The sequence below is a fragment of the Roseibium sp. M-1 genome (assembly GCF_054515675.1).
This window is the reverse complement of the sequence record NZ_CM137257.1, coordinates 518,114-542,581: the sequence shown is the minus strand read 5'-3', so window position 1 is coordinate 542,581 and position 24,468 is coordinate 518,114. Positions and strand designations below refer to the sequence as shown.

At 60.3% G+C, this 24,468-nt stretch carries 19 protein-coding genes; 13 read left to right on the top strand and 6 right to left on the bottom strand.

What is annotated here, in order from left to right; translation table 11 throughout:
• Window positions 1-19: 19 nt before the first annotated feature.
• Together ACX3M4_RS02585 and ACX3M4_RS02580 are read left to right on the top strand one after the other, a co-directional pair.
• The gene (locus ACX3M4_RS02585) at window positions 20-373 is read left to right on the top strand and encodes a helix-turn-helix domain-containing protein (RefSeq protein WP_459357036.1); all 354 of its coding nucleotides are present in this window, start codon (window positions 20-22) and stop codon (window positions 371-373) included.
• A gap of 299 nt (window positions 374-672) precedes the next feature.
• A complete protein-coding gene (locus ACX3M4_RS02580; RefSeq protein WP_459357035.1) occupies window positions 673-2,130 on the top strand; it encodes an NAD-dependent succinate-semialdehyde dehydrogenase in 1,458 nt (485 codons plus the stop codon).
• A 17-nt stretch (window positions 2,131-2,147) separates the two neighbouring features.
• On the opposite strand, the gene ACX3M4_RS02575 is transcribed toward ACX3M4_RS02580, so the two are convergent.
• From ACX3M4_RS02575 to ACX3M4_RS02565, 3 genes are all read right to left on the bottom strand, one after another.
• Window positions 2,148-4,901, bottom strand: a complete 2,754-nt coding sequence (locus ACX3M4_RS02575) for an EAL domain-containing protein (protein WP_459357034.1) — start codon at window positions 4,899-4,901, stop codon at window positions 2,148-2,150.
• A 91-nt stretch (window positions 4,902-4,992) separates the two neighbouring features.
• The gene (locus ACX3M4_RS02570; RefSeq protein WP_459357033.1) at window positions 4,993-5,943 is read right to left on the bottom strand and encodes a FecR domain-containing protein; all 951 of its coding nucleotides are present in this window, start codon (window positions 5,941-5,943) and stop codon (window positions 4,993-4,995) included.
• A gap of 339 nt (window positions 5,944-6,282) precedes the next feature.
• Complete coding sequence (locus ACX3M4_RS02565) at window positions 6,283-7,002, bottom strand: glycerophosphodiester phosphodiesterase (RefSeq protein WP_459357032.1); 720 nt, start codon at window positions 7,000-7,002, stop codon at window positions 6,283-6,285.
• Between the two features lie 418 nt (window positions 7,003-7,420).
• Here ACX3M4_RS02565 and ACX3M4_RS02560 point away from each other — a divergent pair, with 418 nt between their 5' ends.
• The 5 genes from ACX3M4_RS02560 to ACX3M4_RS02540 all read left to right on the top strand — a co-directional run bounded on the left by ACX3M4_RS02560 (window position 7,421) and on the right by ACX3M4_RS02540 (window position 11,990).
• Window positions 7,421-8,005 (top strand): YceI family protein, encoded by a 585-nt coding sequence (locus ACX3M4_RS02560; protein WP_459357031.1) that lies wholly within the window; start codon window positions 7,421-7,423, stop codon window positions 8,003-8,005.
• Between the two features lie 50 nt (window positions 8,006-8,055).
• Complete coding sequence (locus tag ACX3M4_RS02555) at window positions 8,056-8,640, top strand: cytochrome b (RefSeq protein WP_459357030.1); 585 nt, start codon at window positions 8,056-8,058, stop codon at window positions 8,638-8,640.
• Window positions 8,641-8,680: 40 nt separating this feature from the next.
• The gene (locus tag ACX3M4_RS02550; RefSeq protein ID WP_459357029.1) at window positions 8,681-9,238 is read left to right on the top strand and encodes a YceI family protein; all 558 of its coding nucleotides are present in this window, start codon (window positions 8,681-8,683) and stop codon (window positions 9,236-9,238) included.
• Window positions 9,239-9,380: 142 nt separating this feature from the next.
• Entirely contained in the window at window positions 9,381-11,018 is a 1,638-nt protein-coding gene (locus tag ACX3M4_RS02545; RefSeq protein ID WP_459357028.1) for a fumarate hydratase, read from the top strand.
• Between the two features lie 378 nt (window positions 11,019-11,396).
• Window positions 11,397-11,990 carry a L,D-transpeptidase gene (locus ACX3M4_RS02540; protein ID WP_459357027.1) on the top strand — a complete coding sequence of 198 codons (594 nt, stop codon included), beginning with the start codon at window positions 11,397-11,399 and terminating at the stop codon, window positions 11,988-11,990.
• Window positions 11,991-12,104: 114 nt separating this feature from the next.
• Here the strand turns inward: ACX3M4_RS02540 and ACX3M4_RS02535 are convergent, their stop codons facing one another.
• Window positions 12,105-13,268 carry a pyridoxal phosphate-dependent aminotransferase gene (locus ACX3M4_RS02535; RefSeq protein ID WP_459357026.1) on the bottom strand — a complete coding sequence of 388 codons (1,164 nt, stop codon included), beginning with the start codon at window positions 13,266-13,268 and terminating at the stop codon, window positions 12,105-12,107.
• A gap of 222 nt (window positions 13,269-13,490) precedes the next feature.
• Here ACX3M4_RS02535 and ACX3M4_RS02530 point away from each other — a divergent pair, with 222 nt between their 5' ends.
• The 5 genes from ACX3M4_RS02530 to aat all read left to right on the top strand — a co-directional run bounded on the left by ACX3M4_RS02530 (window position 13,491) and on the right by aat (window position 18,607).
• Window positions 13,491-14,903 (top strand): M48 family metalloprotease, encoded by a 1,413-nt coding sequence (locus ACX3M4_RS02530; RefSeq protein ID WP_459357025.1) that lies wholly within the window; start codon window positions 13,491-13,493, stop codon window positions 14,901-14,903.
• 61 nt (window positions 14,904-14,964) lie between these two features.
• Window positions 14,965-15,753: a DsbA family protein gene (locus ACX3M4_RS02525; protein ID WP_459357024.1), complete on the top strand. Its 789-nt coding sequence runs from the start codon at window positions 14,965-14,967 to the stop codon at window positions 15,751-15,753.
• Between the two features lie 292 nt (window positions 15,754-16,045).
• The gene (accB, locus tag ACX3M4_RS02520) at window positions 16,046-16,519 is read left to right on the top strand and encodes an acetyl-CoA carboxylase biotin carboxyl carrier protein (RefSeq protein ID WP_459359355.1); all 474 of its coding nucleotides are present in this window, start codon (window positions 16,046-16,048) and stop codon (window positions 16,517-16,519) included.
• Between the two features lie 15 nt (window positions 16,520-16,534).
• Window positions 16,535-17,881 (top strand): acetyl-CoA carboxylase biotin carboxylase subunit, encoded by a 1,347-nt coding sequence (accC, locus tag ACX3M4_RS02515; RefSeq protein WP_459357023.1) that lies wholly within the window; start codon window positions 16,535-16,537, stop codon window positions 17,879-17,881.
• Between the two features lie 54 nt (window positions 17,882-17,935).
• Window positions 17,936-18,607: a leucyl/phenylalanyl-tRNA--protein transferase gene (aat, locus tag ACX3M4_RS02510; protein ID WP_459357022.1), complete on the top strand. Its 672-nt coding sequence runs from the start codon at window positions 17,936-17,938 to the stop codon at window positions 18,605-18,607.
• Window positions 18,608-18,830: 223 nt separating this feature from the next.
• Here the strand turns inward: aat and ACX3M4_RS02505 are convergent, their stop codons facing one another.
• Both ACX3M4_RS02505 and ACX3M4_RS02500 read right to left on the bottom strand, forming a co-directional pair.
• Window positions 18,831-19,217: an NADH:ubiquinone oxidoreductase subunit NDUFA12 gene (locus ACX3M4_RS02505; RefSeq protein WP_459357021.1), complete on the bottom strand. Its 387-nt coding sequence runs from the start codon at window positions 19,215-19,217 to the stop codon at window positions 18,831-18,833.
• Between the two features lie 204 nt (window positions 19,218-19,421).
• Complete coding sequence (locus ACX3M4_RS02500) at window positions 19,422-20,135, bottom strand: response regulator (RefSeq protein WP_459357020.1); 714 nt, start codon at window positions 20,133-20,135, stop codon at window positions 19,422-19,424.
• Between the two features lie 639 nt (window positions 20,136-20,774).
• Between ACX3M4_RS02500 and ACX3M4_RS02495 the strand changes: the two genes are divergently transcribed.
• Window positions 20,775-24,458, top strand: coding sequence for a vitamin B12-dependent ribonucleotide reductase (locus tag ACX3M4_RS02495; protein WP_459357019.1), 3,684 nt, complete (start codon window positions 20,775-20,777; stop codon window positions 24,456-24,458).
• The last annotated feature ends 10 nt before the right edge of the window (window positions 24,459-24,468 follow it).

The following is a 24,468-nucleotide window of genomic DNA, read 5'->3' as shown; positions in this document are numbered from 1 at the left end:
CGATAACGGGAGCTCAATCATGTCCACGAACAGCAGCGACTACACCCTTGGTGAGCGGATCTGCAAGGCGCGGGATGCTTCCCGGCTGTCGACGGCCCAGCTCGCGCGCCGCCTTGGCATCAAGACCTCCACGTTGCAAAGCTGGGAAAGCGACCGCTCCGAACCGCGCTCCAACAAGCTGGTGCTTCTTGCCGGCGTCCTCAATGTCAGCCCGACCTGGCTGCTTGTCGGCCGGGGCACACCGCCGATCAATGAACAGGCGGAAACCTCCGACCTCGACAGCATGCGCATCGCCCTCGACCGGGTCCAGCGCCAGGCACAGGCCCTTGCCGACGAGATCGCAACCCTGCAGGACCGGCTCGACGGAGCGTGAACCTCCCCTCCACAGCACAACAGCAAATCTCACAATGCATCGGCGACAGTCCGCGCATTGTGAGATTTTCTGGTTACGTCAGTCAGAATGAACATGGCACGCCTTCGCGCGGACGAAGCTGAAGCACGGCCGCGACTTTGAAACCGACAGGGCATCGCGCCCTGATCCTGGCCTTCCTTCCGCCGTACCCAGGCAAGCTTTGCCGGGAAAAGCGCTTGCCAGAGCCTTCCTCCGCCTCCTATCACTAGAAACCAAATCGGACCGACCGGTCTCTCCTCACATGGTTCAGGAAACTCCACATGTCTTTGAATGCTGCACTCTTGAAGGAAAAAGTGTTTATCGGCGGCTCGTGGCAGGATGCGGACAGCGGCCAGACCATTGCCGTCACCAATCCGGCAACCGGGGAAACGGTCGGGACCATCCCGTTCTGCGGCCGTGCCGAAACCGCGCGGGCAATTGACGCGGCGGCGGCGGCCCTGCCGGCCTGGAAGAAGCTCACGGCCGAGGCCCGGGCCAACCACATGCACAATTTGTGCGATGCCATCATGGCCGATCTGGACGACCTCGCCGTGTTGCTGACGACGGAAATGGGCAAGCCGCTTGCCGAAGCGAAAGGTGAAATTGCCCTAGGCGTCAAGTACATCCGTTTCTTCGCCGAAGAAGGCAAACGCATCTATGGCGATACCATTCCCTCCCCCTGGGCGGACCGGCGCATCCTGGTAACCAAAGAACCGGTCGGCGTCGTCGGCTCGATCACACCGTGGAACTTTCCAAATTCCATGATTGCCCGCAAGCTCGGCGCCGCCCTGGCCTCCGGCTGCACCATGGTGATGAAACCGGCCGAGTTCACGCCCTTCTCGGCGCTTATCTATGGCGTGATGGCGGAAAAGGCCGGTCTTCCGGCCGGTGTCGTCAACATCGTCACGGGCGACGCACCGGCAATCGGCGAGGAAATGTGCGAAAATCCCGCCTTGAGAAAACTGACCTTCACCGGTTCCACCCGGGTCGGCAAGCTGCTGGCGGGCAATGCCGGCAGGAACATGAAGAAGATTTCGATGGAACTCGGTGGCAACGCGCCCTTCATCGTTTTTGACGATGCGGATCTCGACCGGGCCGTCGAGGGTGCGATCGCCAGCAAGTTCCGCAATTCCGGCCAGACCTGCGTCTGCGCCAACCGTCTCTATGTCCAGGCCGGTGTCTACGATACCTTTACCGCGAAGCTGAAGGCTGCCATGGCTGCTCAGCTCAAGGTCGGTAACGGACTTGCCGATGGCGTCAGCCAGGGCCCGCTCATCAACGAGGCAGCGGTGGAAAAAGTCGCCGCCCATGTTGCCGACGCGCTTGCCAAGGGCGGCACGCTGGTCACCGGCGGCAAGCGGCCCGAGGGCCCCGGCAGCTTCTATGAGCCGACCCTGATCACCGGTGCGACCGCGGAGATGGCGGTCGCCCATGAAGAGACCTTCGGTCCCCTCGCGGCGCTTTTCCGCTTCGAGACGGAAGAAGAAGCTATCCGGCTTGCCAACGACACCGAGTACGGTCTTGCCTGCTATTTCTATTCAAGCGATCTCGGCCGGACTTTCCGGGTCATGGAACAGCTTCAGTACGGGCTCGTCGGCGTGAACGAAGGCGTGATTACAACGGAAGTCGCCCCCTTCGGCGGCGTCAAGGACAGCGGCATGGGCAACGAGGGCTCCAAATACGGCCTCGATGACTATCTCAACGTGAAGTACAGCTGCATCGGCGGTCTCGGGCTTTAAGGCCGGAATAGACGCGTTCAGGCCGCGTCGAGGAGCAACGCCATCAGATTGGCCGAGCTCATCGGCCGGCCGAACAGGTAGCCCTGTCCCTGCTGGCAACCGAGTTCAAGCAACCTGGCCGCCTGATCGGCGGTCTCGATACCTTCCACGATCACCGACATGTTGTATCCTCTCGCCAGATGCAGCACCGCCTCGATGACGGCGACATCCTGCTTGCTGGAAATGGTCTGCCGGACAAAGGACCTGTCGAGCTTGATCTTGGAAAAGGGATATTTCGGGATATAGCCGAGCGAGGAATAACCGGTACCGAAGTCGTCGAGTGAAATGCTGCACCCGAGCGCCTTCAGCTCTTCCATGCAGAATTTGAGATCGAGACTCTCGTCGATAAAAAGCGATTCCGTTATTTCCAGATCGAGACGTTCTGACGGGAACCGGGTGCGCTCCAGCGCTTCTGCCACGGTTCCAACCAGATTTCCGCGGCTAAACTGGATGGCGGAAATATTGATGGACAAGCGCAGCGGTGCAGCCCAGGTAAGCGCTTCCTTCATGCCCCGGTTCAGGGCCCAGGCACCCAGCTCCACGATATAACCGTTCTCTTCCGCGATCGGTACGAATTCGGCCGGAGAGATCGGGCCGAGCTCCCGGTGATCCCAGCGCAGCAGCGCCTCGACACCAAAGATGGACCGGTCCGAGAGCCGTACCAGCGGCTGGTAGGCCATGTGCAATTCATCCCGGACTATGGCCTTGAAGAGTTCCGTTTCCAGCTGCCGGCGCCGTTGCAGGGCGGCGTCCATTTCCGGCCGGAAAGCCAGCACCGGTGCTCGGGCATCGCGGCGGACCTTTGCCAGGGCATTGCCGGACTTCTTTAAAAGATTGTCCGGTGTGATCTGCCCGTCGGAAACGACATAGCCGAATTTGAGCTGGACCGAGATCCTGGCGCCCTCGATCTTGTAATCCTCGCCGATAACATGCTGCAGCGCTTCGACCATTTCCAGGTCCTGGTCCGGTTCACAGGGGAAGAAGCCGGCAAACACATCGGCGGTGACCGCCGACCATGTTGCCTTTGTCGAAAGATGGCTCTTCAAGCGCGTCGCAACAGACTGCCGCACCTGGTCGCCATAGGAGAACCCGAGCGACGCAATGATCTGATCGAGATTGGCAATCGCGAATTGCAGCAGACACACTTCCTGCCCGCCGCGGCGCAACGTCGCCACCTGACGCGCAAGCTCCTCCTCAAAGCCCCCCCGGTTCAGGAGGCCAGTAATCGGATCAAACCTGGCCAGGTATTCCAGACGCTCCGCCGATTCCCGTTCTTCCGTGACATCCCGGCAGGTCAGACAGGCGACCAACTGGGTCTCTGTCTGTTTGCGCCGCTTCGAGGGCACGATTGTCCGCTCGGACCGTGTCACCACATATTCGATGAACTGGCGTTTTCCGTTCGCGCTTGGCACAACCATCACCTTCGGGATGGGCCGCCTGTCTGCCGGACCTTCCAGGACGGTGAAGGCTTCCAGAACCAATTCTTCCGGCAGCACGGAACGCGCCGTCTTGCCGACCAGCGCCTCGCTGGCAAAAAGGACCCTCGCCGTCCGGCTCGCCGCCGTGATCTGTCCCTCGCGCGTCATCACGACGATGGCGTCGAAACTGTCGTCGAAGACGAGGCCGAGCATGCGCTCGCTGTTTCTCTTGCCGACAGTTGCCAGGTGAGACAGCAGCTTGTGGAAGCCGAGTTCGCGCAAAACGATGCAGGAAGCCGCAAGCAGCAACAGGATATGGGCACTCGCCGTCGGCACAAGCACCGGGACGGACTTCTGGATAACGAAAGCGATCAGTTCAAGCGCAACCGCCGACAAGGCCAGGATTGTGACCTTGAGCGCCCAGCCATCGATCTTGGTCATCATCAGAAGAAGGAAGATGAACAGCGCCAGCAGAACGGTTTCGGTCTCCCCGGCAACACTCATGGCCCTGTCTTGAAGCAGTGTTTCCGCCCCAAGCGCCTGAATGACACTTCCTGGAAGAATATCGTAGACAGGCACGGGAAAAAGATCCCGGAGTTCCTGAGCACTCGCGCCGATAATGACCTTCTTGCCACTGAAGAGCTCCGGCTCGATCTGCTGCTGCAGAACGTCCACCAACGACACGCGCGCCAGACTATCGATGGCAATGCTGTAATCGATGCCGAATGCGCCTGCCGTGGCACCGGAGAAATCGCCCATATAGGCTGCGGCCGAGATTTCCGAAGTGCCGTCGATGGTATAACCATAGAGGTTGCGCCAAATGCGGCTGTCGCTCTCCATGGGTACCATGACAACAACCGGCCAGGCAGCAGCATCAAGGAACATATCCAGGGGTCTGTTGACGACGATCCGCGAAGCATCGCCGGAAGTTGCCGCCTGCTGGAAAATTGCAAGACTGACATTTCCGGCCCGCTCGATCGCATCGGCAAACAGCTGATCGTCCAATGCATTGGACGCAGAGGAGAAATCGACGTCGTAGATGATTTCTTGCGCCCCGGACTGAGCCAGTACGTCGGTCACCTTCGCAAACATTTTCCGAGGCAGAGGCCAGACGCCCAGTTCGCTCAAGCTACGTGCGTCGATATCGACAATGACGATTTCACCCGAAACGGGACGCTGATCGAGACCGAACCTGTTTTCCCACAGGAACCTGTCAAAGGAAGTGCTTAGGCCCGCAGCGCGAAAACCGGCGACGCCCGCGATCAACAAGACCGCGAGCAGACCGGCGTTCAAAAGACGCTTTCCGAATTGCATTCGCCTGATCTGCAAACCCACCGCCTGATACTGTGACGAAAACGCGTTTCCTGCTTAGCGGTGTCTCCCACTTCACCGCCTCACACCGCTGCTACTTGTCTTTTCCCTTGCCATTGCCACCGGAACTGCCGTTGCCGTTGCCGCCGGAGTTGCCGTTGCCATTGCCGCCGGAATTGCCGTTGCCGTTGCCACCGGAATTGCCGTTGCCATTGCCGCCGGAATTTCCATTGCCATTGCCGCCGGAATTGCCGTTGCCGTTGCCACCGGAATTGCCGTTGCCATTGCCGCCGGAATTTCCATTGCCATTGCCGCCGGAATTTCCATTACCGCCGGAGTTGCCTTTGCCGTTTCCACCGGCATTGCTGTCGCCGGATTTGCCGTTGCTTGAGTCGCTGGAATTGCCTTTGCCGTTATTGCTTTTGCTACTTGAGGCAGCATTGGACGATGCTGCAGAGGCTGCATTCGTCGGCACATTTTTGACCGGTGGCGTCTCGAAGACCGGCGCTCGTTTGGGGCCAGGTTGGACTGATGGTTTGGTTGGCCCGCCGACCGAAAGACCGACATTTCGCGACGGCGCGCTGGAGGCATGCTGTCCGGCGGTTAGGTCGACCCGGTCCCCGGAGGCAAAGTCTTCGACCCCGACAACACCGCGCTCGACAGACACACGGGCCTGCCCCTGCCGCACATCGACCTCAAAACGCGTTCCCTTGACAACTGCTGCGAAGAATGGCGTTTCGACCGTGAAATGCGGGCGTTGCCGCTTCTGAACATCGACTTCGACAGTCCCCTTGCGCTGCAGGAGCGTCGTATTGGTCCCATCGCTGCGGTACTTCGACAAGGCAAACGTTGTATTTGGTCCGACGGAAATGCTTTCGTTTCCGCGCGCAATCAGTGCTCGCGCACCCGCGCGTGTTCCGATCGTCAGGCCTTTTTCAAAGACCATTCCCTTCTTTACCCGGTAGGCTTCGACACCCGGCGCCACAAAGTAGACGATGCCCGAGACCCGCTTGACAACCCAGTCGTCTGCGGCGGCAGACGACATCTGCGCGCACAAGACCGAGATGAAGAGAAACAGCAAAGCAGACGCTCTGAACGCGTAGACCGCGCCAAGATTCAAAGCATTTCCCCCCAGACGTCTTTTAAGCCTGGCCCACTTTATTTGCGCGCATGCGCTCATTTTCGCGTCACCTGTCCAGACAAGATCGCTGGAACGTACCAGACGCTCACTTAACCTAAGGTGAAAATCGATGATTAATAGTAAGATAACTTCGCTGTTTTACCGATGATCTAAAATTTATAGAGCTCAACTAAGATTGGTAATCTTGGCGGGATCAAGCACCTACTTAAAGATGAATTCTACAACCTCAAGACATGAAAGGTCTCACGCCGGAGCCAGCAACTCCCTTTCGACCGACCGGAACACTTCGACATGGTCGATATTCATCTGCTCGATGCCGCAGCGCACGGCACGTTCGAAGACTTCCCTGTCCGATCCGGCATAGAACATCTGGGTGACAAGGCCCGCCTGTTTAGCTTCGCCGACAAGCTCCGCGGTGAGATTGTCCTCGTGAAATTCCAGGATATGAGCACCTTGAGCCACGGCCCGCTCGACCGAGCCCACATGCATGAACAGGACCATGCGCCTGAGGTCGGGAACCCGCGCCCGCGCCTCGGCCCGGATCGCCTGATCGAACGAGAAGGTCCAGGCATCCTTCAACATGCCCCGAACCGCGAGCATGTCCCGGATTTCTCCCGGATCGCCTTCCTTGATTTCCACATAGGTCGCGATCCGGCCACGGCAGGCGTCCAGGAAGGTCTCGAGCCGCGGCACTTTCTGGCCGGCGAAGTCCGGCCCGAACCAGCCACCCGCATCAAGCGCGTCGACCTCTGCGGATACCATGTCGGAGATGCGGCCGCTGCCGTCCGTCGTCCGGTCCACAGTCGGATCGTGCAACACGTAAAGCACGCCGTCCTTCGAAGGCCGCACGTCGAACTCGACGACACCCGCGCCCATGGCGATCGCGCCTTCAAGGGATGCCAGCGTGTTTTCCGGAGCCTGGAGACTGGCTCCCCTGTGGCACACAATGACCGCTTTTTTCACGTCTAAATCTCCTGTGTCTCCAAGCCACTCGCCGGGAGCATGTTGGCCAACCATAGACCGCATCGGAAGGAAGGTCTCAATCAGGTGCCTGAAATTCTTGATAAAATGATGACATTCCAACTTTGAGTGCTATTTCATCGCCTTATCGCAAGAAGCAACCACCAATTGTACTTTCTTGAAGTGTTCGCGCCACGCGGCCGAAGCTGCTGATTCTCCGGACATGGATGTTTTCCGGCAAAGGATCTTCCGGGGCCTTCCGATTTTTCGCCTGTGTAACCTTGGACGTAAATCCACCTAATCGGATCATTGTTCATTCTTTGAGAACAGTCAGTCAAATTGCATACGCCTCAATCGTCCCTATGTTCCTGCCGCAGCGTTCATGAGCGAACGCTCCTGATAACATCTACGAGGTTTGATCATGATCCGTCTTGCAGCCGGTGCGCTTGCCCTTTCCCTCCTCGCGGGCACTGCCATTGCCGAGCCCGTCGCCTATGACTTCGACAAGTCCCATGCCAACCTGGCATTTTCCTACAACCACCTCGGCTATTCCACGACCGAGGGCCGCTTCGGCAACTGGGATGGCACGCTTTTGATCGACAAGGACGATCCGTCCAAGTCCTCCATCGAGTTCACCATCGACATCACCAGCCTCGACACGTTCTTCCCCGACCGCAACGCTCACTTCCTGAGCCCCGATTTCTTCGATTCGGCCAAGTATCCGACTGCGACCTTCAAGAGCACCAAGGTCGAGAAAACCGGCGACAACCAGCTGGCCGTCACCGGTGACCTGACCATCAAGGACATCACCAAGCCGGTGACCCTGACCGTCGACGTGACCGCCCTTGGCGAGCATCCTATGGCCAAGAAGGACGCCGCCGGTTTCTCGGTTTCCACCGTCCTGAAGCGCTCTGACTATGGAATGGACATGTATGTTCCCTATGTTGGAGACGAGGTCACCGTCACGTTCCACGCTGAAACGCTGAAAGCGGACGCCACCAACTGACCGCTTGTTTCCGGAGGCCGCAGCCGCGGCCTCCCCTTTCGGGATCCGCCATGCTGCGCAACACATCAACCGGTTACGGCCTGATCGCCATTCTCTTCCATTGGTCGATGGCTCTCCTGATCTTTGCCATGCTGGCGCTCGGCCTCTATATGACCAGCCTGCCGCCAACGGAACAGGCAACGTTCGAGCTCTATCAGCTGCATAAATCCATCGGGTTTGTGGTGCTGGTGCTGGCTGCTTTTCGCATCGCCTGGCGTCTTGTCAACCCGTCTCCCAAACTGCCGGACGGCATGCACCCGCTGGAAAGAGCAGGCGCGCATCTGGGCCATGCAGGTCTTTATGCTCTCCTCTTCCTATTGCCGTTCACCGGCTGGTTCATGGTGTCCGCATCGCCCTGGGGCATCCCGACGGTCCTCTTCAACGCGCTGCCGGTACCGCATCTGCCTGTCCCGGCAGGCCTCGGGACGCAGGAGCAGGCCGAGAGTTTCTTCAAAATGCTGCACGAATATGCGGCCTATCTGCTGATTGCGCTGATCGTCGTGCATGTTGCGGCCGCGCTGAAACACCACATCATCGCCCGCGACAACACGCTGAAACGCATGGTGTCGACCTCCCCCGCCCGGGCCAACTCATGACCCCGGGCCGGACGCTGAGCCTCAACTGGAACCTTGCACGATGACACTGAAACACTTCACCACCGCCGTCGCAGTCCTGTCTGCGACGACGTTCACGGCACCGGCCTTCGCCGACACCTGGAAAGTTGACCCGGACCAGAGCAAGCTCGGCTTTGAGGTCAAGCAAGGCGGCGGCACGTTGACCGGCGTCTTTGCCTCCTGGGAAGCCGATATCGACTTCGACCCGGATGCCCCGGAAACTGCAAAGATTACCGCCGAGATCAAACCGGTAAGCGCCGCCACGGGCAACGCCCAGTTCGACGGAACGCTGCCGGGCAAGGACTGGTTCAATGCCGGTGACTTCCCGTCGGCGGAATTCAGATCCGGCTCGGTCACCCTGGTGGAGGGCAACAGCTACCGGGCGGAAGGCACGCTGACCATTAAGGGCATTTCGCAGCCGGTCGAACTGGACTTCACGCTCGACATCGAAGGCGACACCGCGACAGCCAAGGGCACCGCGATCCTTAACCGCCTCGATTATCAGCTCGGCAGCGGAGTCGGCACCGATACGGTCGGCGACATCGTCACCGTGACGCTGGACCTCACCGCCATCCGTTGAGACGGCAGGACTGCGATTGAGACCATTTGATAGGCCGCGGCTCTTGGCGAGCGCGGCCTTTTTGCCGTAAGAGATCAGCACTCAACGTTCCAGCGTTTCCGGTGCTCCTGCCCGGAGACAGCCAGATCAGGAAAGCCGTCCCATGAACGCTCCGCTCACCCCTCCCGACTATCAGCACAGCGCCCTGTTCCCGCAAGGCGCGGATCAGACCCCCTATCGCAAGCTGACCTCGGATTTCGTAAGGACCGCCGAGTTCAACGGCGAAGAGGTGCTGGTGGTGGAAGCGGAAGGCATGCGCCTTCTGGCCGAGGAAGCCTTCAAGGACATCAACCACTATTTGCGTCCCGGGCATCTGGAACAGCTGAAGAAGATCCTGGATGATCCAGAAGCGACGGAAAATGACAAGTTCGTCGCCTTCGACCTTCTGAAAAACGCCAATATCGCATCGCATGGTGTGCTGCCCATGTGCCAGGACACCGGCACGGCGATCATCATGGGCAAGAAGGGCCGCCGCGTCTGGACCGATGGCTCTGACGAAGCTGCGCTTGGCGAAGGCTCCCGAGACGCCTATTTCAAGAAGAACCTGCGCTATTCCCAGCTCGCGCCGATTTCCATGTTCGAGGAAAAGAACACCAAGAACAACATGCCGGCGCAGATCGAGCTCTATGCCGAGGGCGAGGATGCCTACAAGTTCCTGTTCATGGCCAAGGGTGGCGGCTCCGCCAACAAGACCTTCCTTTTCCAGGGAACGCCGTCACTTCTGACCCATGACCGCATGATCGAGTTCCTGAAGGAAAAGATCCTGACGCTCGGCACCGCGGCCTGCCCGCCCTATCATCTGGCGATCGTTATCGGCGGCACTTCGGCGGAAATGAACCTGAAGACCGCAAAGCTCGCTTCCGCACGCTATCTCGACGGTCTGCCGACGGCCGGGTCCGAACTCGGCCACGCTTTCCGGGACCTTGAAATGGAAGCGGAGATCCACAAGCTGACCCAGGCAACCGGTGTGGGTGCCCAGTTCGGCGGCAAATATTTCTGCCACGATGTCCGCGTCATCCGACTGCCGCGTCACGGTGCATCGCTGCCGATCGGCCTTGCTGTCTCTTGTTCCGCCGACCGGCAGGCCGTCGGCAAGATCACCAAGGACGGGATCTTCCTGGAACAGCTGGAAATGCATCCGGAGAAGTATCTGCCCGAGGTTACCGACGACCACCTCTCGGACAACGTCGTCAAGGTCGACCTCACCCGGCCGATGTCCGAAATACTGGGCGAACTCTCCAGACATCCGATCAAGACCCGCCTTTCCCTGACCGGCCCGCTGATCGTCGCCCGTGACCTTGCCCATTCGAAGCTGCGCGACCGGCTGGAAAGCGGTGAGCCCCTGCCCGACTATTTCAAGAACCACCCGATCTACTATGCCGGCCCCGCCAAGACGCCCGAAGGCATGCCGTCCGGCTCCTTTGGCCCGACCACGGCCGGCCGCATGGATGCCTATGTCGACCAGTTCCAGGCTGCCGGCGGTTCGATGGTGATGCTGGCCAAGGGCAACCGCTCCGCCCAGGTGCGCCGGGCATGCCAGGCCCATGGCGGTTTCTATCTCGGTTCCATTGGTGGCCCCGCCGCGCGCCTCGCCCAGGACTGCATCAAGAAGGTGGAAGTGGTCGAGTTCGAGGAACTCGGCATGGAAGCCGTCTGGCGGATTGAAGTTGTCGACTTTCCGGCCTTCATCGTCGTCGACGACAAGGGCAACGACTTTTTCAAGGAACTGAATCTGGGCTGAGGCCAGATGCCTGCGTCAGCGTCAGGCTCGCGGCGAAAGTCGCGAGCCATCTTTGACAACCCAGGCCCCTTCCCGTTTTTGCGATTCGCCTGGAAGCGGCTCACTCTTGACAAGGTCTGAACGGGCAAGGTTCACTAGGAACAGGACGTAACGGCAACTTTGACGGGATCTGGCATGAGAGACCCGTATTTCACGAGATTTCCGTTGCAAATTCAACACATTTGCTCGATTTGACACGGTCGTGAACGAACGCGAGATAGGATTGTCTCCATTTTTGCGACATGATTATTAACCGAGCGGCAACGTGATTTTCGTAGCGTCACAACGATTGTAGATCGCACCGTTATGGCGTCAGCCCGGTGCTGATGGGGGATCGGAATGAAAAAGTTTTTATTTGTAATGGTAGCAATTCTCGCGGGAACGTTTGCGCTGACGGTGCAGGCCAACCCGCGGCATGGCTTCTTCGACCACAGCACCGGAACCTGGTATACGCCAAAATATCATCCTGGCGGCCCGTCTCCGGTGAAGCGCCAGCGGGTGCGGTATGATGGCCCCTATTCGCCGGGAACCATCGTCATCGACACGTCCGAGCGCCGCCTCTATCACATCCTGCCGGGTGGCAAGGCGATGAAATACGGCGTCGGCGTCGGCAAGGACGGCTTCCAGTGGGCCGGCAAGCACAAGATCACCCGCAAGGCCGAATGGCCGAGCTGGACCCCGCCGGCGCAGATGCGCGCCCGCGAACGTGCGAAGGGCCGAATCCTGCCGGCTTATATGCCGGGCGGTCCGAACAATCCGATGGGCGCACGCGCCATGTATATCGGCTCGACCCTTTACCGCATTCATGGCACGACCGAACCCTGGACGATCGGCTCCGCCGTTTCCTCCGGCTGCATTCGTCTTGCCAATGAAGACGTCATTCACCTCTACAACAACGTCACGGTGGGGGCGACGGTCGTCGTCACGCGCTGATCCGGCGCGCTTCCTATCGTAGAGGTTATGTGAGCCGGGCCCTGCCCGGCTCATTTGCTATGCAGTCACCGAAACTCAGCGAGTGATTGCCGGGACAAGCCGAAACAGCGCTCTTCAGGACAGAAATCCCGACAGTCTTTCCAGGGCGGCTTTCATGTCTTCATGCGCCCCGGCGAAGGAAAATCGCAGGAACTCGTGGCCATGAACCGGGTCGAAATCGACGCCCGGCGTCGCGGCAACGCCGGCTTCGTGCAGCATGCGGCGGGCGAACGCCAGGCTGTCGGAGCTGAACCGGCTGATATCCGCATAGATGTAGAAGGCACCATCCACGGGAAGCAGCCGGTCGAGCCCGATCTTCGGCAGACCGTCCAGCAGCAGCGTGCGGTTTGCGGCATAGCCGGCCTTGACCGCTTCCAGTTCCTGCACGGCATCCAGCGCCGCTCCGGCCGCGATCTGTGACAGTTCCGGCGGAGAAATATAGAGGCTTTGGGCGATCCGTTCGGTCGGCCGGATCAGCTTTTCCGGCAGCACAAGCCAGCCGATACGCCAGCCTGTCATGCAGTAATATTTCGAGAAACTGTTGACGATGATCACGTTCTGCGATGTTTCCAGTGCCGTCTTCTGTTCACCGGCATAGTTGAGGCCGTGATAGATTTCGTCGGAAATGAACCAGATGCCGGCCTCGTCACAGTATCGGATCAGGTCTTCCAGCGCTTCCGGCGTCATCATCGTACCGGTCGGATTGGCCGGACTGGCGACAAGCACGCCTTTTATCGGGCCCTGCTGTTGTGCCGCATCGAGATGCTCCGGCGTGAGGCTCCAGCGGGTCTCCTCGCCGACCTCGATTTCCACCGGCACCAGCCCGAGCGCCTTCAGGATATTACGGTAGGCGGGATAACCCGGTGCCGTCAGCACCACCCGGTCGCCCGGATCGAAGGCCGCCAGAAAGGCAAGGTTGAACCCGGCGGATGAGCCGGTGGTCGCCATGATTCGTCCCGCTGGAACTTCGACGCCATAGGTCTTGCGGTAATGGCTGGAAAGCGCCGAGCGCAACGCACGGATGCCGAGCGCTTCGGTGTAGCCCAGCTTGCCATGCTCCAGCGCCGCACGTGCGCTTTCCAGCGCCGCTTTCGGCGACGGCGCGGAGGGTTGACCGACCTCCATGTGAATGATCCGGCGCCCTTCGGCTTCCAGCTTGGCAGCCTCGGCAAGCACATCCATGGCGATGAAGGGAGCGACGTCGCTGCGACGGGACGGCTGAAAGGCGTTTTCGGTCATGAGGCTCAAGGGATCCGGCTGTGAAGGGCCCACACCCTATCGCGGATTTTGCAGGCGGATGCAACGCGTGCCGGAAACGCCTTGCACTCCTGGCCGTGCTTCTGGCGGTCCTTACGCTTTTGTCATGCGGCCTTCCTTGACCCGAACCGCGCCTCTCCATACCTTCGCCACAGTTTGATGTGCGTGGATAGACACCCCGTTCCCGTTTGGAGGTTTGCAGCCGTGTCAGGTTCTGCCCTGCTGAGACGACGTCGCCCGGGCCTCTTTCAAAAGGCCGTTGCCCTGGCCTGTTCCGTGGCTCTCGTACTGCCGCTGGCCGCCGTCCCGGCCACCGCGCAAGGCCGCAGTTTGCCGCTGGTGCGCGACGCGGAGACGGAAGATCTTCTGAAGGATTACGCGGCGCCGATCTTCAAGGCGGCCGGCATTGCCAATTCCGAGCCTGAGATCATCCTGGTCAACGACAAGACCTTCAACGCTTTCGTGCCGGACAGCCGGCGCATGTTCATCAACATAGGCGTGCTGCTGGAGGCCGAAACGCCGAGCGAAGTCATTGGCGTCATCGCGCATGAATCCGGCCATATCGCCGGCCGCCATCTTGTGCGCCTGCGCACGGCTGCCACGAATGCCCAGATCATTTCGGTGATCGGCATGATCCTCGGCGCTGGCGCGGCCGCCGCAGGCGCGGCAAGTGGATCCGGTCAGGTCGCCAGCGGTGGCGGCGCTCTCATCGTGGGGGCCGGAGGCGTCGGTCAACGGTCGCTGCTTTCTTATCAGCGCAGCGAGGAAGCATCCGCGGACCGGGCGGCGCTGCGCTATCTCAATGCCACCGGCCAGAGCGCCCGCGGCATGCTGAAAACATTCGAGCGCATGGCCGAACAGCAGATGTTCACGAAGAAATTCGCCGATCCATATGCACAGAGCCATCCGATGGCGCAGGACCGGTACAACAGTCTTCTGAACGAGGCGCAGCAGTCGAAATATTTCGATCAACCCGACGACTACGTGCTGCAATACCGGCATGACCTTGTGCGGGCAAAGCTCTTTGCCTTCACCAGTCATCCGTCGGCGACGCTGCGCGCCTATCCGCGCAGCGACAAGAGCCCGGCGGCACAATATGCAAGAGCAATCGCGGCCATGAAGAGCAACGGCAAGGCTGCGGTCAAGGAAATCGACGCGCTGATCCGCACCCAGCCGAACAATCCCTTCTATTATGAGCTCAAGGGCCAGGCACTGATCGAAGGCGGCGACCCGAAAGGGGCGATCGCGCCGTTCCGCAAGGCGCTCTCCTTCAAGCCGAACGAACCCCAGTTCCTCACCTGGCTCGGCTACGCGCTGGTGGCTTCCAACGAAAAATCCTACCTGCCGGAAGCCGAGAGCGTCCTGAAGCAGGCGATCCAGCGAGACAGGAATTCCGGTGTCGCCTACAGCCAGTTGGCGATTGCTCACGGGCGCCAGGGAGAGCGTGCGGAGGCCGATCTGGCAACTGCGAAAGGCCTTATGGTGGTCGGAGATTTCGAGGCGGCCCGGCGCTATGCCGCGCGCGCTCAAAAAAGTTTGAAGCACGGAACGCCCGCATGGCTTCAAGCCGACGATATTGTAGCGTACAAACCACCTGATCTGCCAAATGGCCGCTGACACCCGTGACAATCATGGCGGTGCCCGAAGCTGAAAGGCCGGCACGCCCAAGGAGCAACGAATGACGCACCCCATCCTATCCGCCCGGCAGCTTTGCCCGCCGGTCTTGCTGCGTATCCTGTCCGCGGCCGCACTCGGCCTCACCCTCCTGGCAAGCAGTGCCTATGCTCAGGAGCTGAAGCGCGGCGATGTCGAGAAGATCATCAAGGAATATCTGCTCGAGCATCCGGAGATCATCGCCGAAGCGCTGACCGAACTGGACAAGCGCGAGAAGGAAGCCGCCGAGCAGGCCCGCGTTCAGGCCCTGTCCGACAGCGCCGACGTGCTCTTCAATTCGACACGCCAGGCGGTGCTTGGCAATCCGCAAGGATCCGTCACGCTGGTCGAGTTCTTCGATTACAATTGCGGCTACTGCAAACGCGCCCACGGCGACATGGTCAAGCTGCTCGAAGAAAATCCGGATCTGAAGGTTGTCCTGAAGGAATTCCCGGTTCTCGGCCAGGGCTCCGCGGAAGCGGCCCACGTGGCGGTTGCCGTCAATTCCGTCGCGCCGGAAAAATATGCGGAATTCCACGAGAAACTGATTCTCAGCCGCGGTCAGGCGAACCAGGCAAGCGCGCTGGCTGCCGCGGTTTCCGTCGGCATTGCCGAAGAGGATCTCATGATCGCCATGAAAACCGACGAAGCCAACCAGACCATCGAGGAGGTCTATTCTCTTGCCAACCGTCTCGGCCTCACGGGCACGCCGTCCTATGTCGTCGGCAACGAGGTCGTGATGGGCGCCGTCGGCTATGAAGAATTGTCCGAAAAACTGAAGGCCATGCAGTCCTGCGGACAGACCACCTGCTGATGCGGGACCCTAAAAAGTCCCTTTTCGAGGCCCCTGGCCTGTTGGAAACCTCCGAAGCGCGATGTCAATGAGAAATCGGGGGTTTTCCTGTTTCAATTGAATCCCTATAAGAAGCGTGGCCCGCCTCCAACCGGAGACGGGCCAAAAACCTTTGTCCGTCCGGAGTCCGGCGGAGCAAATTGCAAGTTCTGCCGGCCCAGGTATTACCGGACGGGACTGACCCCGCACAAGCGGAGCGGTCGTTCCGGGTGCAGAACAGGCATTTGCGGACCGAGTATGAGAGCCAAACATGATGCGTAATGATAACAAGAAATTCGATACGGCCCTGATCCGGGATCTCGCCGTCCTGCTCGACGAGACCAATCTTTCGGAAATCGAACTGGAACAGGGTGACACCCGCATCCGCGTCGCCCGCCAGTTGACGGTCCACGCCCCCGTCAGCGTTGCTGCCCCCGCGCCGGTTGCCGCTGCCGCCCCCACCGCTAATGCTGCTCCTGCCGCCGCGCCTGCAGCGGCCGAACCGGCCCAGTCCGGCACCCCCGTCACGTCGCCGATGGTCGGCACTGCCTACCTTTCGCCGGAACCCGGCGCCCCCGTCTTCATCCAGGTCGGCGACAAGGTGACCGAAGGCCAGACGATCCTGATCATCGAAGCCATGAAGACCATGAACCACATCCCCTCCACCAAGACCGGTACCGTCAAGAAGATCCTCATTGACGACGCCCAGCCGGTGGAATTCGGCGAACCGCTCATTATCGTCGAATAAGGAGCCGCTGTGGCCATGTTCTCCAAAATTCTGATTGCCAACCGCGGCGAGATCGCCCTGCGCATCCTGCGCGCCTGTAAAGAGCTGGGCATCTCGACCGTTGCGGTCCACTCCACCGCCGACGCCGACGCCATGCATGTGCGCCTTGCGGACGAAAGCGTCTGCATCGGTCCGCCCGCAGCACGCGACAGCTATCTCAACATCCCGCAGCTTCTGGCCGCCTGTGAAATCACCGGCGCCGATGCGGTTCATCCGGGCTACGGCTTCCTGTCGGAAAATGCCCGCTTCGCGGAAATTCTCGAAGCGCACGGCATCGAGTTCATCGGTCCGACTGCGGAACATATCCGCATCATGGGCGACAAGATCCAGGCAAAGCAAACCGCCAGGGATCTTGGCATCCCGGTCGTGCCGGGCTCTGACGGCGCAGTGACCGCCAGCGACGACGCCCATGCGATCGCCCGCGAGATCGGCTACCCGGTTCTCGTGAAGGCCGCTGCCGGCGGTGGCGGCCGCGGTATGAAGGTCGCGCGCTCCGAAGCCGAGCTCGATACGGCGCTTTCCACGGCCCGTTCCGAAGCCAAGGCTGCCTTCGGCGACGACGCGCTCTACATGGAAAAGTATCTCGGCCAGCCGCGGCACATCGAGATCCAGGTCCTTGGCGACGGCAAGGGCAACGCGGTGCATTTGGGTGAACGCGACTGCTCGCTGCAGCGCCGTCACCAGAAGGTGCTCGAAGAAGCCCCGTCCCCCAGCCTGAACGCCAGCCAGCGCAACGAGATCGGCGAAGTCGTCGCCGACGCCATGCGCAAGTTGAAATACCGCGGCGTCGGCACGGTGGAATTCCTCTACGAAAACGGCGAGTTCTATTTCATCGAAATGAACACCCGCCTGCAGGTGGAACATCCGGTGACCGAGATGATCACCGGCATCGATCTCGTCAACGAGCAAATCCGCATCGCCGCCGGCGGTTCGCTGGACATGACCCAGGACGATATCAAGTTCGAAGGCCATGCCATCGAGTGCCGCATCAACGCGGAAGATCCGGTCAACTTCACCCCGTCCCCGGGCACGATCACCTATTACCACCCGCCGGGCGGTCTGGGCGTGCGCGTCGATTCAGGTGTCTATCAGGGCTACAAGATCCCGCCCTATTACGACAGCCTCATCGGCAAGCTCATCGTGCATGGACGCAACCGCGTGGAATGCATGATGCGCCTGCGCCGCTGCCTGGACGAATTTGTCGTTGACGAAATCAAGTCGACTATTCCGCTTTTCCGCGATTTGGTGGAAAATCAGGATATCGCAAACGGTCAGTACGACATCCACTGGCTGGAACAGTATCTGGCGAAAAAGTCGAGCTGACCGGAATTGAGGATGGAGCCTTAAGGCTCCCTCCTGCCCGGTAAGTGAGGCCAGATGGCTGGTTACAAAGACGATATCGTATTGGAAATCACGCCGCAGGTGCTGTTGAAAGCTTATGCCTGCGGCCTGTTTCCGATGGCCGAAAGCGCAGACGATCCCGGCCTCTTCTGGCTGGAACCGGAGCGGCGCGGCATTCTCCCCCTCGACAATTTCCACCTGCCCCGGCGCCTGCGCCGGACGATCCGCTCCGACCTCTTCGAGATCCGGGTCAGCACGGATTTTCAGGGCGTCATTGATGGCTGCGCCGAACCCATGCCGGGCCGCCAGAAGACCTGGATCAACCGCGAGATCCGCCGCCTCTACGGCGAACTCTTCGACATGGGCTATTGCCACACGGTGGAGGCCTGGCAGGACGGAGAACTGGTCGGTGGCCTTTACGGCGTCAGCCTGAACGGAGCCTTCTTCGGCGAAAGCATGTTCAGCTTCCGCACCGACGCGTCCAAGGTATGCCTTGTTCACCTCGTCGCCCGGCTCATTGTCGGCGGCTATTCCCTGCTCGACACGCAGTTCGTCACTGATCATCTCTCCAAATTCGGCACCATGGAAGTGACCCAGGCTGATTACAACAAGCGGCTCAGTGAAGCGCTGAAACTGGAAACGGATTTCTACGCCCTCTCCCCGCAAGCCTGCGGCCAGGAAGTGCTGGAGAGCTGGCAGGGGCGGTAGGCTAAAGGCAGACAAAGACCATTCCGTCGTCATCCCGGCCAAGCAAAGCGCGAGCCGGGACCGGGGAACCGCCTAACTATCAATCAGATATTTAAGAACGCATCGGTGGCTCACCGATCCCGGATCTCCGTTGCATTTCGTCCGGGATCACAATCTGATAGGTTCAAAAAACGAAAAACCCCGCCTTGCGGGGTTTTTCCAATCTCTCAAACCTGCGGCAAACTCAGCTGCCCGGCGTCCAGGCTTGGTAATCTCCGGTCACATCCGGGCGCTTTTCCGGGGTCAGGATAGAGCCGTGCGGGCGATAGGCAGCCGGTGTGCCGGTCGGATTGACCTTGTGCTCCCGCTGCCAGTGCTTCGCGTGATAGGTCTCTTCCGACGGCGGCGTGTCGACGCGGTGATGCATCCAGCCGTGCCAGCCCGGAGGAATGCTGGAGGCTTCCGCAAGGCCGTTATAGATGACCCAGCGTTTCTTGCCAGCGCGTTCCTTGTAGTACTTGTTGCCGAACTCGTCCTCGCCGACAAACTCCCCCTTGCGCCAGGTGAAGAAGCGGGTGCCCATGGTCTGGCTGTTCCACCAGGTGAAGAGTTCAAGCAGCAAAGTTTTCATGGCCCTTGAAAGGTCCCTTGATTAACGTCACGGATCGCCGCAGGACGCACGAGGCATCCGGGCCTATTTCCGCGGACTATGGCGACAAGAGCCGCGTCTGTCCAGCCTGAGGACCCACAAAAGAACGGGATTTTGTACCCTTGGTCCGAATGACGCAGCCGGACGGGAGCGGTCCTTCTTTCAAGAAGAACGCAGGCTGAACCCTCAGTGCAGTTTCAGACCTTTGAAGGGCGCAAAGCCGGCATCGCGGATATGCTTGGTCGCCGCGGACTGGCGCTTCTTCGGCGCCTCCTTCTTGACGCTGGCAAAGGCGGGTTTCGGCGGCTCCGGTTCCTTCTTGTCGAAGGCGGCTTCCACTGCGTCCTCCACCTCGGCCCGCTTCTTCGTGGCAATGCGGTGGTGCAGCCGAGCGCCCGCCAGCGACTGCATCTTCTCCGCCTGCTCGTCCATGGCCTTCTGGATGCCATAGATGTTATAGAAGCCGGAATGCTCCAGGATCATCGGCCGATCGTCCGTCAGGAGCCATTTGAGGCGCTTGTAGAGCGTCGAGGGCGAGACGGGCTTGACGAGCACATGATGCGCCCCTGCCCTTAGCGCCTTGTCCACCAGCGGCCGAGTGCCATGAGCCGTGATAAAGAGAATCGGCACGTAGCAGAGCGGCTCCATGTGCCGGTGCCGCACAAGGCGCAGGAACTGGTAGCCGGAGGTCGGCGCCATGCGCCAGTCGGTCAGAATCACGTTTGGCGGTTCGGCGAGGCTGGCTTCGAGTGCCTCGTCGACCGAATCGAACACGCGCACCCGCGCCACCTTGAAGCTGAGCAGGATCGATCTGAGAATCGTCTGCATCGGCTTGCTGTCCTCGACGACGACAGCATCGATATCTTCCATCGCAAGACCGAAAGCGGCGTGATGTTTCATGAAATGCGGACCCTTATCCCTATCGCATCTGCATAAAACCAGACCCGGCTTAAACCCGGTTGAAATCGGTGGCCGCCATTTTCTTCAAATTTTCATAAAATGCAGTCTATCGTCATCCACAGGGATCGCTGCCCTTGAAGCGGGCACTCCTTCGCCGGGAAAGCAAGCGCTAATTTCCTCAGCAAAACGCTGTCCCCGCGCCGCTCCCCATTATCCACACGGACACACAAGATTTTGCGCTTGCCCACAATCCAGGCACTAGCTGTTGTCATTCAAACCTTGACCTTAAGAATTCGTTTACATTAGTTTCCTAATCATTGCGATGTGCGTAGTCGGGAGCCCTTCCGGGCACTCCGGTCATCCAAACCACCAGTATCCAGCGTACCGCTCCGGGTCTTTTCAGCAAAAGCCGGGAGACGGGTTTTTGTGTGCCGATTGCAGCGGCGCATATCGTGACAAACCTGTTGATTGCCACTATATATAGTGGACGAGACCACAAGATACGCTACATACAGGTTCAAAGCCTGTATTGAGCAAGGCGGCATCCGGACAGAGGCAGGCGGCCACGCCAGACCGGATGGAGTGCGGTAAAAGCCGGTTCGGGAGAACCGGCCGGGGATTTAAAGGGGACTTGAGAAAATGCGGATCGAGCGGCGCTATACCAAGGAAGGTCAATCGCCTTACGCAAGCATAGAGTTCCGGAACGCGACCAGCGAAATCCGGAACCCGGACGGATCCATTGTGTTCCGGCTTGAGAACATTCAGGTCCCGGCCCAGTTCTCGCAGGTCGCCTCCGACATCCTCGCCCAGAAGTATTTCCGGAAGGCAGGCGTTCCGGCCAAACTGAAAGCTGTTGAAGAAAATACCGTTCCCTCCTGGCTGTGGCGCCATGAGCCGGACGAGGCTGCCCTCGCCGACCTGCCCGAGGCGGACCGCTTCGGCTCCGAAATCGACGGCCGTCAGGTCTTCGACCGTCTCGCCGGAACCTGGACCTACTGGGGCTGGAAAGGCGGCTACTTCGAGCGCGAGGAAGACGCCCAGGCTTTCTATGACGAACTGCGCTACATGCTGGCGACCCAGAAGGTGGCGCCGAACTCCCCGCAGTGGTTCAACACCGGCCTGCATTGGGCCTATGGCATCGACGGCCCGGGCCAGGGTCACTTCTATGTCGATTTCCAGACCGGCAAGCTGACCAAATCCAAAAGCGCCTACGAGCATCCGCAGCCGCATGCCTGTTTCATCCAGTCCGTCGGCGACGACCTGGTGAACGAAGGCGGCATCATGGACCTTTGGGTCCGCGAGGCACGCCTCTTCAAATACGGCTCCGGCACCGGCTCCAACTTCTCCTATGTGCGTTCCGAAGGCGAAAAGCTCTCCGGCGGCGGCAAGTCCTCCGGCCTGATGAGCTTCCTGAAGATCGGCGACCGGGCAGCCGGTGCGATCAAGTCCGGCGGCACCACCCGTCGCGCGGCCAAGATGGTGGTGGTCGATGTCGACCATCCGGACATCGAGGAATACATCAACTGGAAGGTCAAGGAAGAGCAGAAGGTGGCCGCCCTCGTCACCGGCTCCAGGATCTGCCAGAAGCACCTGTCCGCCATCATGCGCGCTTGCGTCAACTGCGAGGCGGACAATGGCGATTGCTTCGACCCGGCAAAGAACCCGGCCCTGAAGCGCGAAATCCGCGCCGCCAAGAAGATGATGGTGCCGGAAAACTACATCCAGCGTGTCATCCAGTTCGCTCGCCAGGGCTTCACCAAGATCGAGTTTCCGACCTATAACACCGACTGGGATTCCGAAGCTTATCTCACGGTCGCCGGCCAGAACTCCAACAACTCGGTGCGCGTCACCGACGGCTTCCTCAATGCCGTCACCGAAGACGGCACCTGGGACCTGACGGCCCGCCGCACCGGCAACGTTCTGAAGACCGTCAAAGCCAAGGAACTGTGGGAGCAGATCGGCTATGCCGCATGGGCGTCCGCCGATCCGGGCCTGCAGTACCACACCACCATCAACGACTGGCACACGTGCCTCGCCGACGGCGAGATCCGCGCGTCCAACCCGTGCTCGGAATACATGTTCCTGGACGATACGGCCTGCAACCTGGCATCCCTGAACCTGATGCAGTTCCGCCGGGAAGACCGCTCCTTCGACATCGACAACTACGAGCATGCCGTCCGCCTTTGGACCGTCGTTCTCGAAATCTCGGTGCTGATGGCGCAGTTCCCGTCCAAGGAAATTGCGGAACTTTCCTACAAGTTCCGCACCCTTGGCCTTGGCTACGCCAATATCGGCGGCTTGCTGATGACCTCCGGCATTCCCTATGACAGCGACGAAGGCCGTGCCCTCTGCGGTGCCCTGACCGCCGTCATGACCGGTGTTGCCTATGCGACATCCGCCGAAATGGCCGGCGAACTCGGCGCTTTCCCGGGCTACAAGAAGAACGCCCAGCACATGCTGCGCGTCATGCGCAACCACCGCCGCGCCGCCTATGGCGAAGCGGATGGCTATGAAGGCCTCAACACGGCTCCGGTCGCGCTTGACCATGCCTCCTGCCCGGACAAGGTGATCGTCGAACGGGCCAAGAAGGCCTGGGACCGCGCCCTGGAACTCGGCGAGAAGAACGGCTATCGCAACGCCCAGTCGACCGTCATCGCCCCGACCGGTACCATCGGTCTTGTCATGGACTGCGACACCACCGGCATCGAACCGGACTTCGCCCTGGTGAAGTTCAAGAAGCTGGCCGGCGGCGGTTACTTCAAGATCATCAACCGTGCCGTTCCGGAAGCCCTGCGCAAACTCGGCTACTCGGAAGCTGAGATCGGCGAGATCGAGGCCTATGCGGTCGGACACGGTTCCATCGACCAGGCCCCTGGCATCAACCCGTCGGCCCTGAAGACCAAGGGGTTCACCGATGAGAGCCTGACCAAGCTGAAGGACGGCATGAAGTCCGCCTTCGACGTCAAGTTCGTCTTCAACCGCTGGACCCTCGGCGACGAGCAGCTCAAGGCCCTCGGCGTTTCGGCCGAGCAGATGGAAGATCCGGAGTTCAATCTCCTTGCCTTCCTGGGATATTCCAAGGCCGAGATCGAAGCCGCCAACACCCATGTCTGCGGTGCGATGACGCTTGAAGGCGCGCCGTTCCTCAAGAAGGAACATTATCCGGTCTTCGACTGCGCCAATCCGTGCGGCCGCATCGGCAAGCGCTTCCTGTCGGTCGAAAGCCACATTCGCATGATGGCTGCCGCCCAGCCGTTCATCTCCGGTGCGATCTCCAAGACGATCAACATGCCGAACGATGCGACGGTCGAGGACTGCAAGGAAGCCTACATGCTGTCCTGGAAGCTGGCTCTCAAGGCCAACGCCCTCTACCGCGATGGCTCGAAACTCTCCCAGCCGCTCAACGCCCAGCTTCTGGCCGATGAGGATGAGGACGAGGACGACGTCGTCGAGGCCCTCGCAGCCAAGCCTCTGGCCGCAAAGGCCGAAATCGTGGCCGAGCGGATCGTCGAACGCATCGTGGAGCGCGTGGTGCGCGAGCAGGAAAAACTGCCGACCCGCCGGAAGGGCTACACCCAGAAGGCAAAGATCGGCGGTCACACCATCTTCCTGCGGACCGGCGAATATGACGACGGCCGCCTCGGCGAGATCTTCCTCGACATGAACAAGGAAGGCTCCGCGCTCCGGGCGTTCATCAACAACTTCGCAATTTCCGTGTCGCTCGGCCTGCAGTATGGCGTGCCGCTCGAGGAATATGTCGACGCCTTCACCTTCACCAAGTTCGAGCCGGCCGGCATGGTCCAGGGCAACGACGCGATCAAGAACGCGACGTCGATCCTCGACTATGTCTTCCGCGAACTGGCGGTCTCCTATCTCGGCCGTCACGACCTCGCTCACGTCCCGCCGGAAGCCTTCAGCGGCACGGCCAGCGCCGGGGCGGTCAAGAACATGGACAAGGGGTCTTCCGGTGGTGTGGTCTCCCACGGTCTCGTCCGCGGTCAGACGGAACGCTTCCGCCTCGTCTCCGGCAACGAACCGTCCGGCGAGATCACCGAAACGGTGAAGATGGAAATCGGCGCTTCGGTCTCTGCCCAGACGTCCGCTGTCGCCACGGCCTTTGCCCGCAGCGCGGAAACAGCCGCCGCGGTGGAAATCTCCACCGCCCCGGCTCCGCAGGTCAAGACCGCGGCCCAGCAGATCGCCCAGGCCCGCATGAAGGGCTATGAAGGCGAAAGCTGCTCGGAATGCGGCAACTTCACCATGGTGCGCAACGGCACCTGCCTGAAGTGCGACACCTGCGGCTCCACCAGCGGCTGCAGCTAAAGATCAACAG

Coding starts and splice junctions, on each gene's coding strand:
- ACX3M4_RS02540 (WP_459357027.1), top strand. CDS start 11,397: ATGAAAAAGTTTTTATTTGTAATGGTAGCAATTCTCGCGGGAACGTTT.
- accB (WP_459359355.1), top strand. CDS start 16,046: ATGCGTAATGATAACAAGAAATTCGATACGGCCCTGATCCGGGATCTC.
- ACX3M4_RS02535 (WP_459357026.1), bottom strand. CDS start 13,268: ATGACCGAAAACGCCTTTCAGCCGTCCCGTCGCAGCGACGTCGCTCCC.
- ACX3M4_RS02575 (WP_459357034.1), bottom strand. CDS start 4,901: ATGCAATTCGGAAAGCGTCTTTTGAACGCCGGTCTGCTCGCGGTCTTG.
- accC (WP_459357023.1), top strand. CDS start 16,535: ATGTTCTCCAAAATTCTGATTGCCAACCGCGGCGAGATCGCCCTGCGC.
- ACX3M4_RS02580 (WP_459357035.1), top strand. CDS start 673: ATGTCTTTGAATGCTGCACTCTTGAAGGAAAAAGTGTTTATCGGCGGC.
- ACX3M4_RS02555 (WP_459357030.1), top strand. CDS start 8,056: ATGCTGCGCAACACATCAACCGGTTACGGCCTGATCGCCATTCTCTTC.
- ACX3M4_RS02570 (WP_459357033.1), bottom strand. CDS start 5,943: ATGTCGTCTGCCGCCGCAGACGACTGGGTTGTCAAGCGGGTCTCGGGC.
- ACX3M4_RS02495 (WP_459357019.1), top strand. CDS start 20,775: ATGCGGATCGAGCGGCGCTATACCAAGGAAGGTCAATCGCCTTACGCA.
- ACX3M4_RS02505 (WP_459357021.1), bottom strand. CDS start 19,217: ATGAAAACTTTGCTGCTTGAACTCTTCACCTGGTGGAACAGCCAGACC.
- ACX3M4_RS02550 (WP_459357029.1), top strand. CDS start 8,681: ATGACACTGAAACACTTCACCACCGCCGTCGCAGTCCTGTCTGCGACG.
- ACX3M4_RS02585 (WP_459357036.1), top strand. CDS start 20: ATGTCCACGAACAGCAGCGACTACACCCTTGGTGAGCGGATCTGCAAG.
- ACX3M4_RS02545 (WP_459357028.1), top strand. CDS start 9,381: ATGAACGCTCCGCTCACCCCTCCCGACTATCAGCACAGCGCCCTGTTC.
- ACX3M4_RS02560 (WP_459357031.1), top strand. CDS start 7,421: ATGATCCGTCTTGCAGCCGGTGCGCTTGCCCTTTCCCTCCTCGCGGGC.
- ACX3M4_RS02500 (WP_459357020.1), bottom strand. CDS start 20,135: ATGAAACATCACGCCGCTTTCGGTCTTGCGATGGAAGATATCGATGCT.
- ACX3M4_RS02525 (WP_459357024.1), top strand. CDS start 14,965: ATGACGCACCCCATCCTATCCGCCCGGCAGCTTTGCCCGCCGGTCTTG.
- aat (WP_459357022.1), top strand. CDS start 17,936: ATGGCTGGTTACAAAGACGATATCGTATTGGAAATCACGCCGCAGGTG.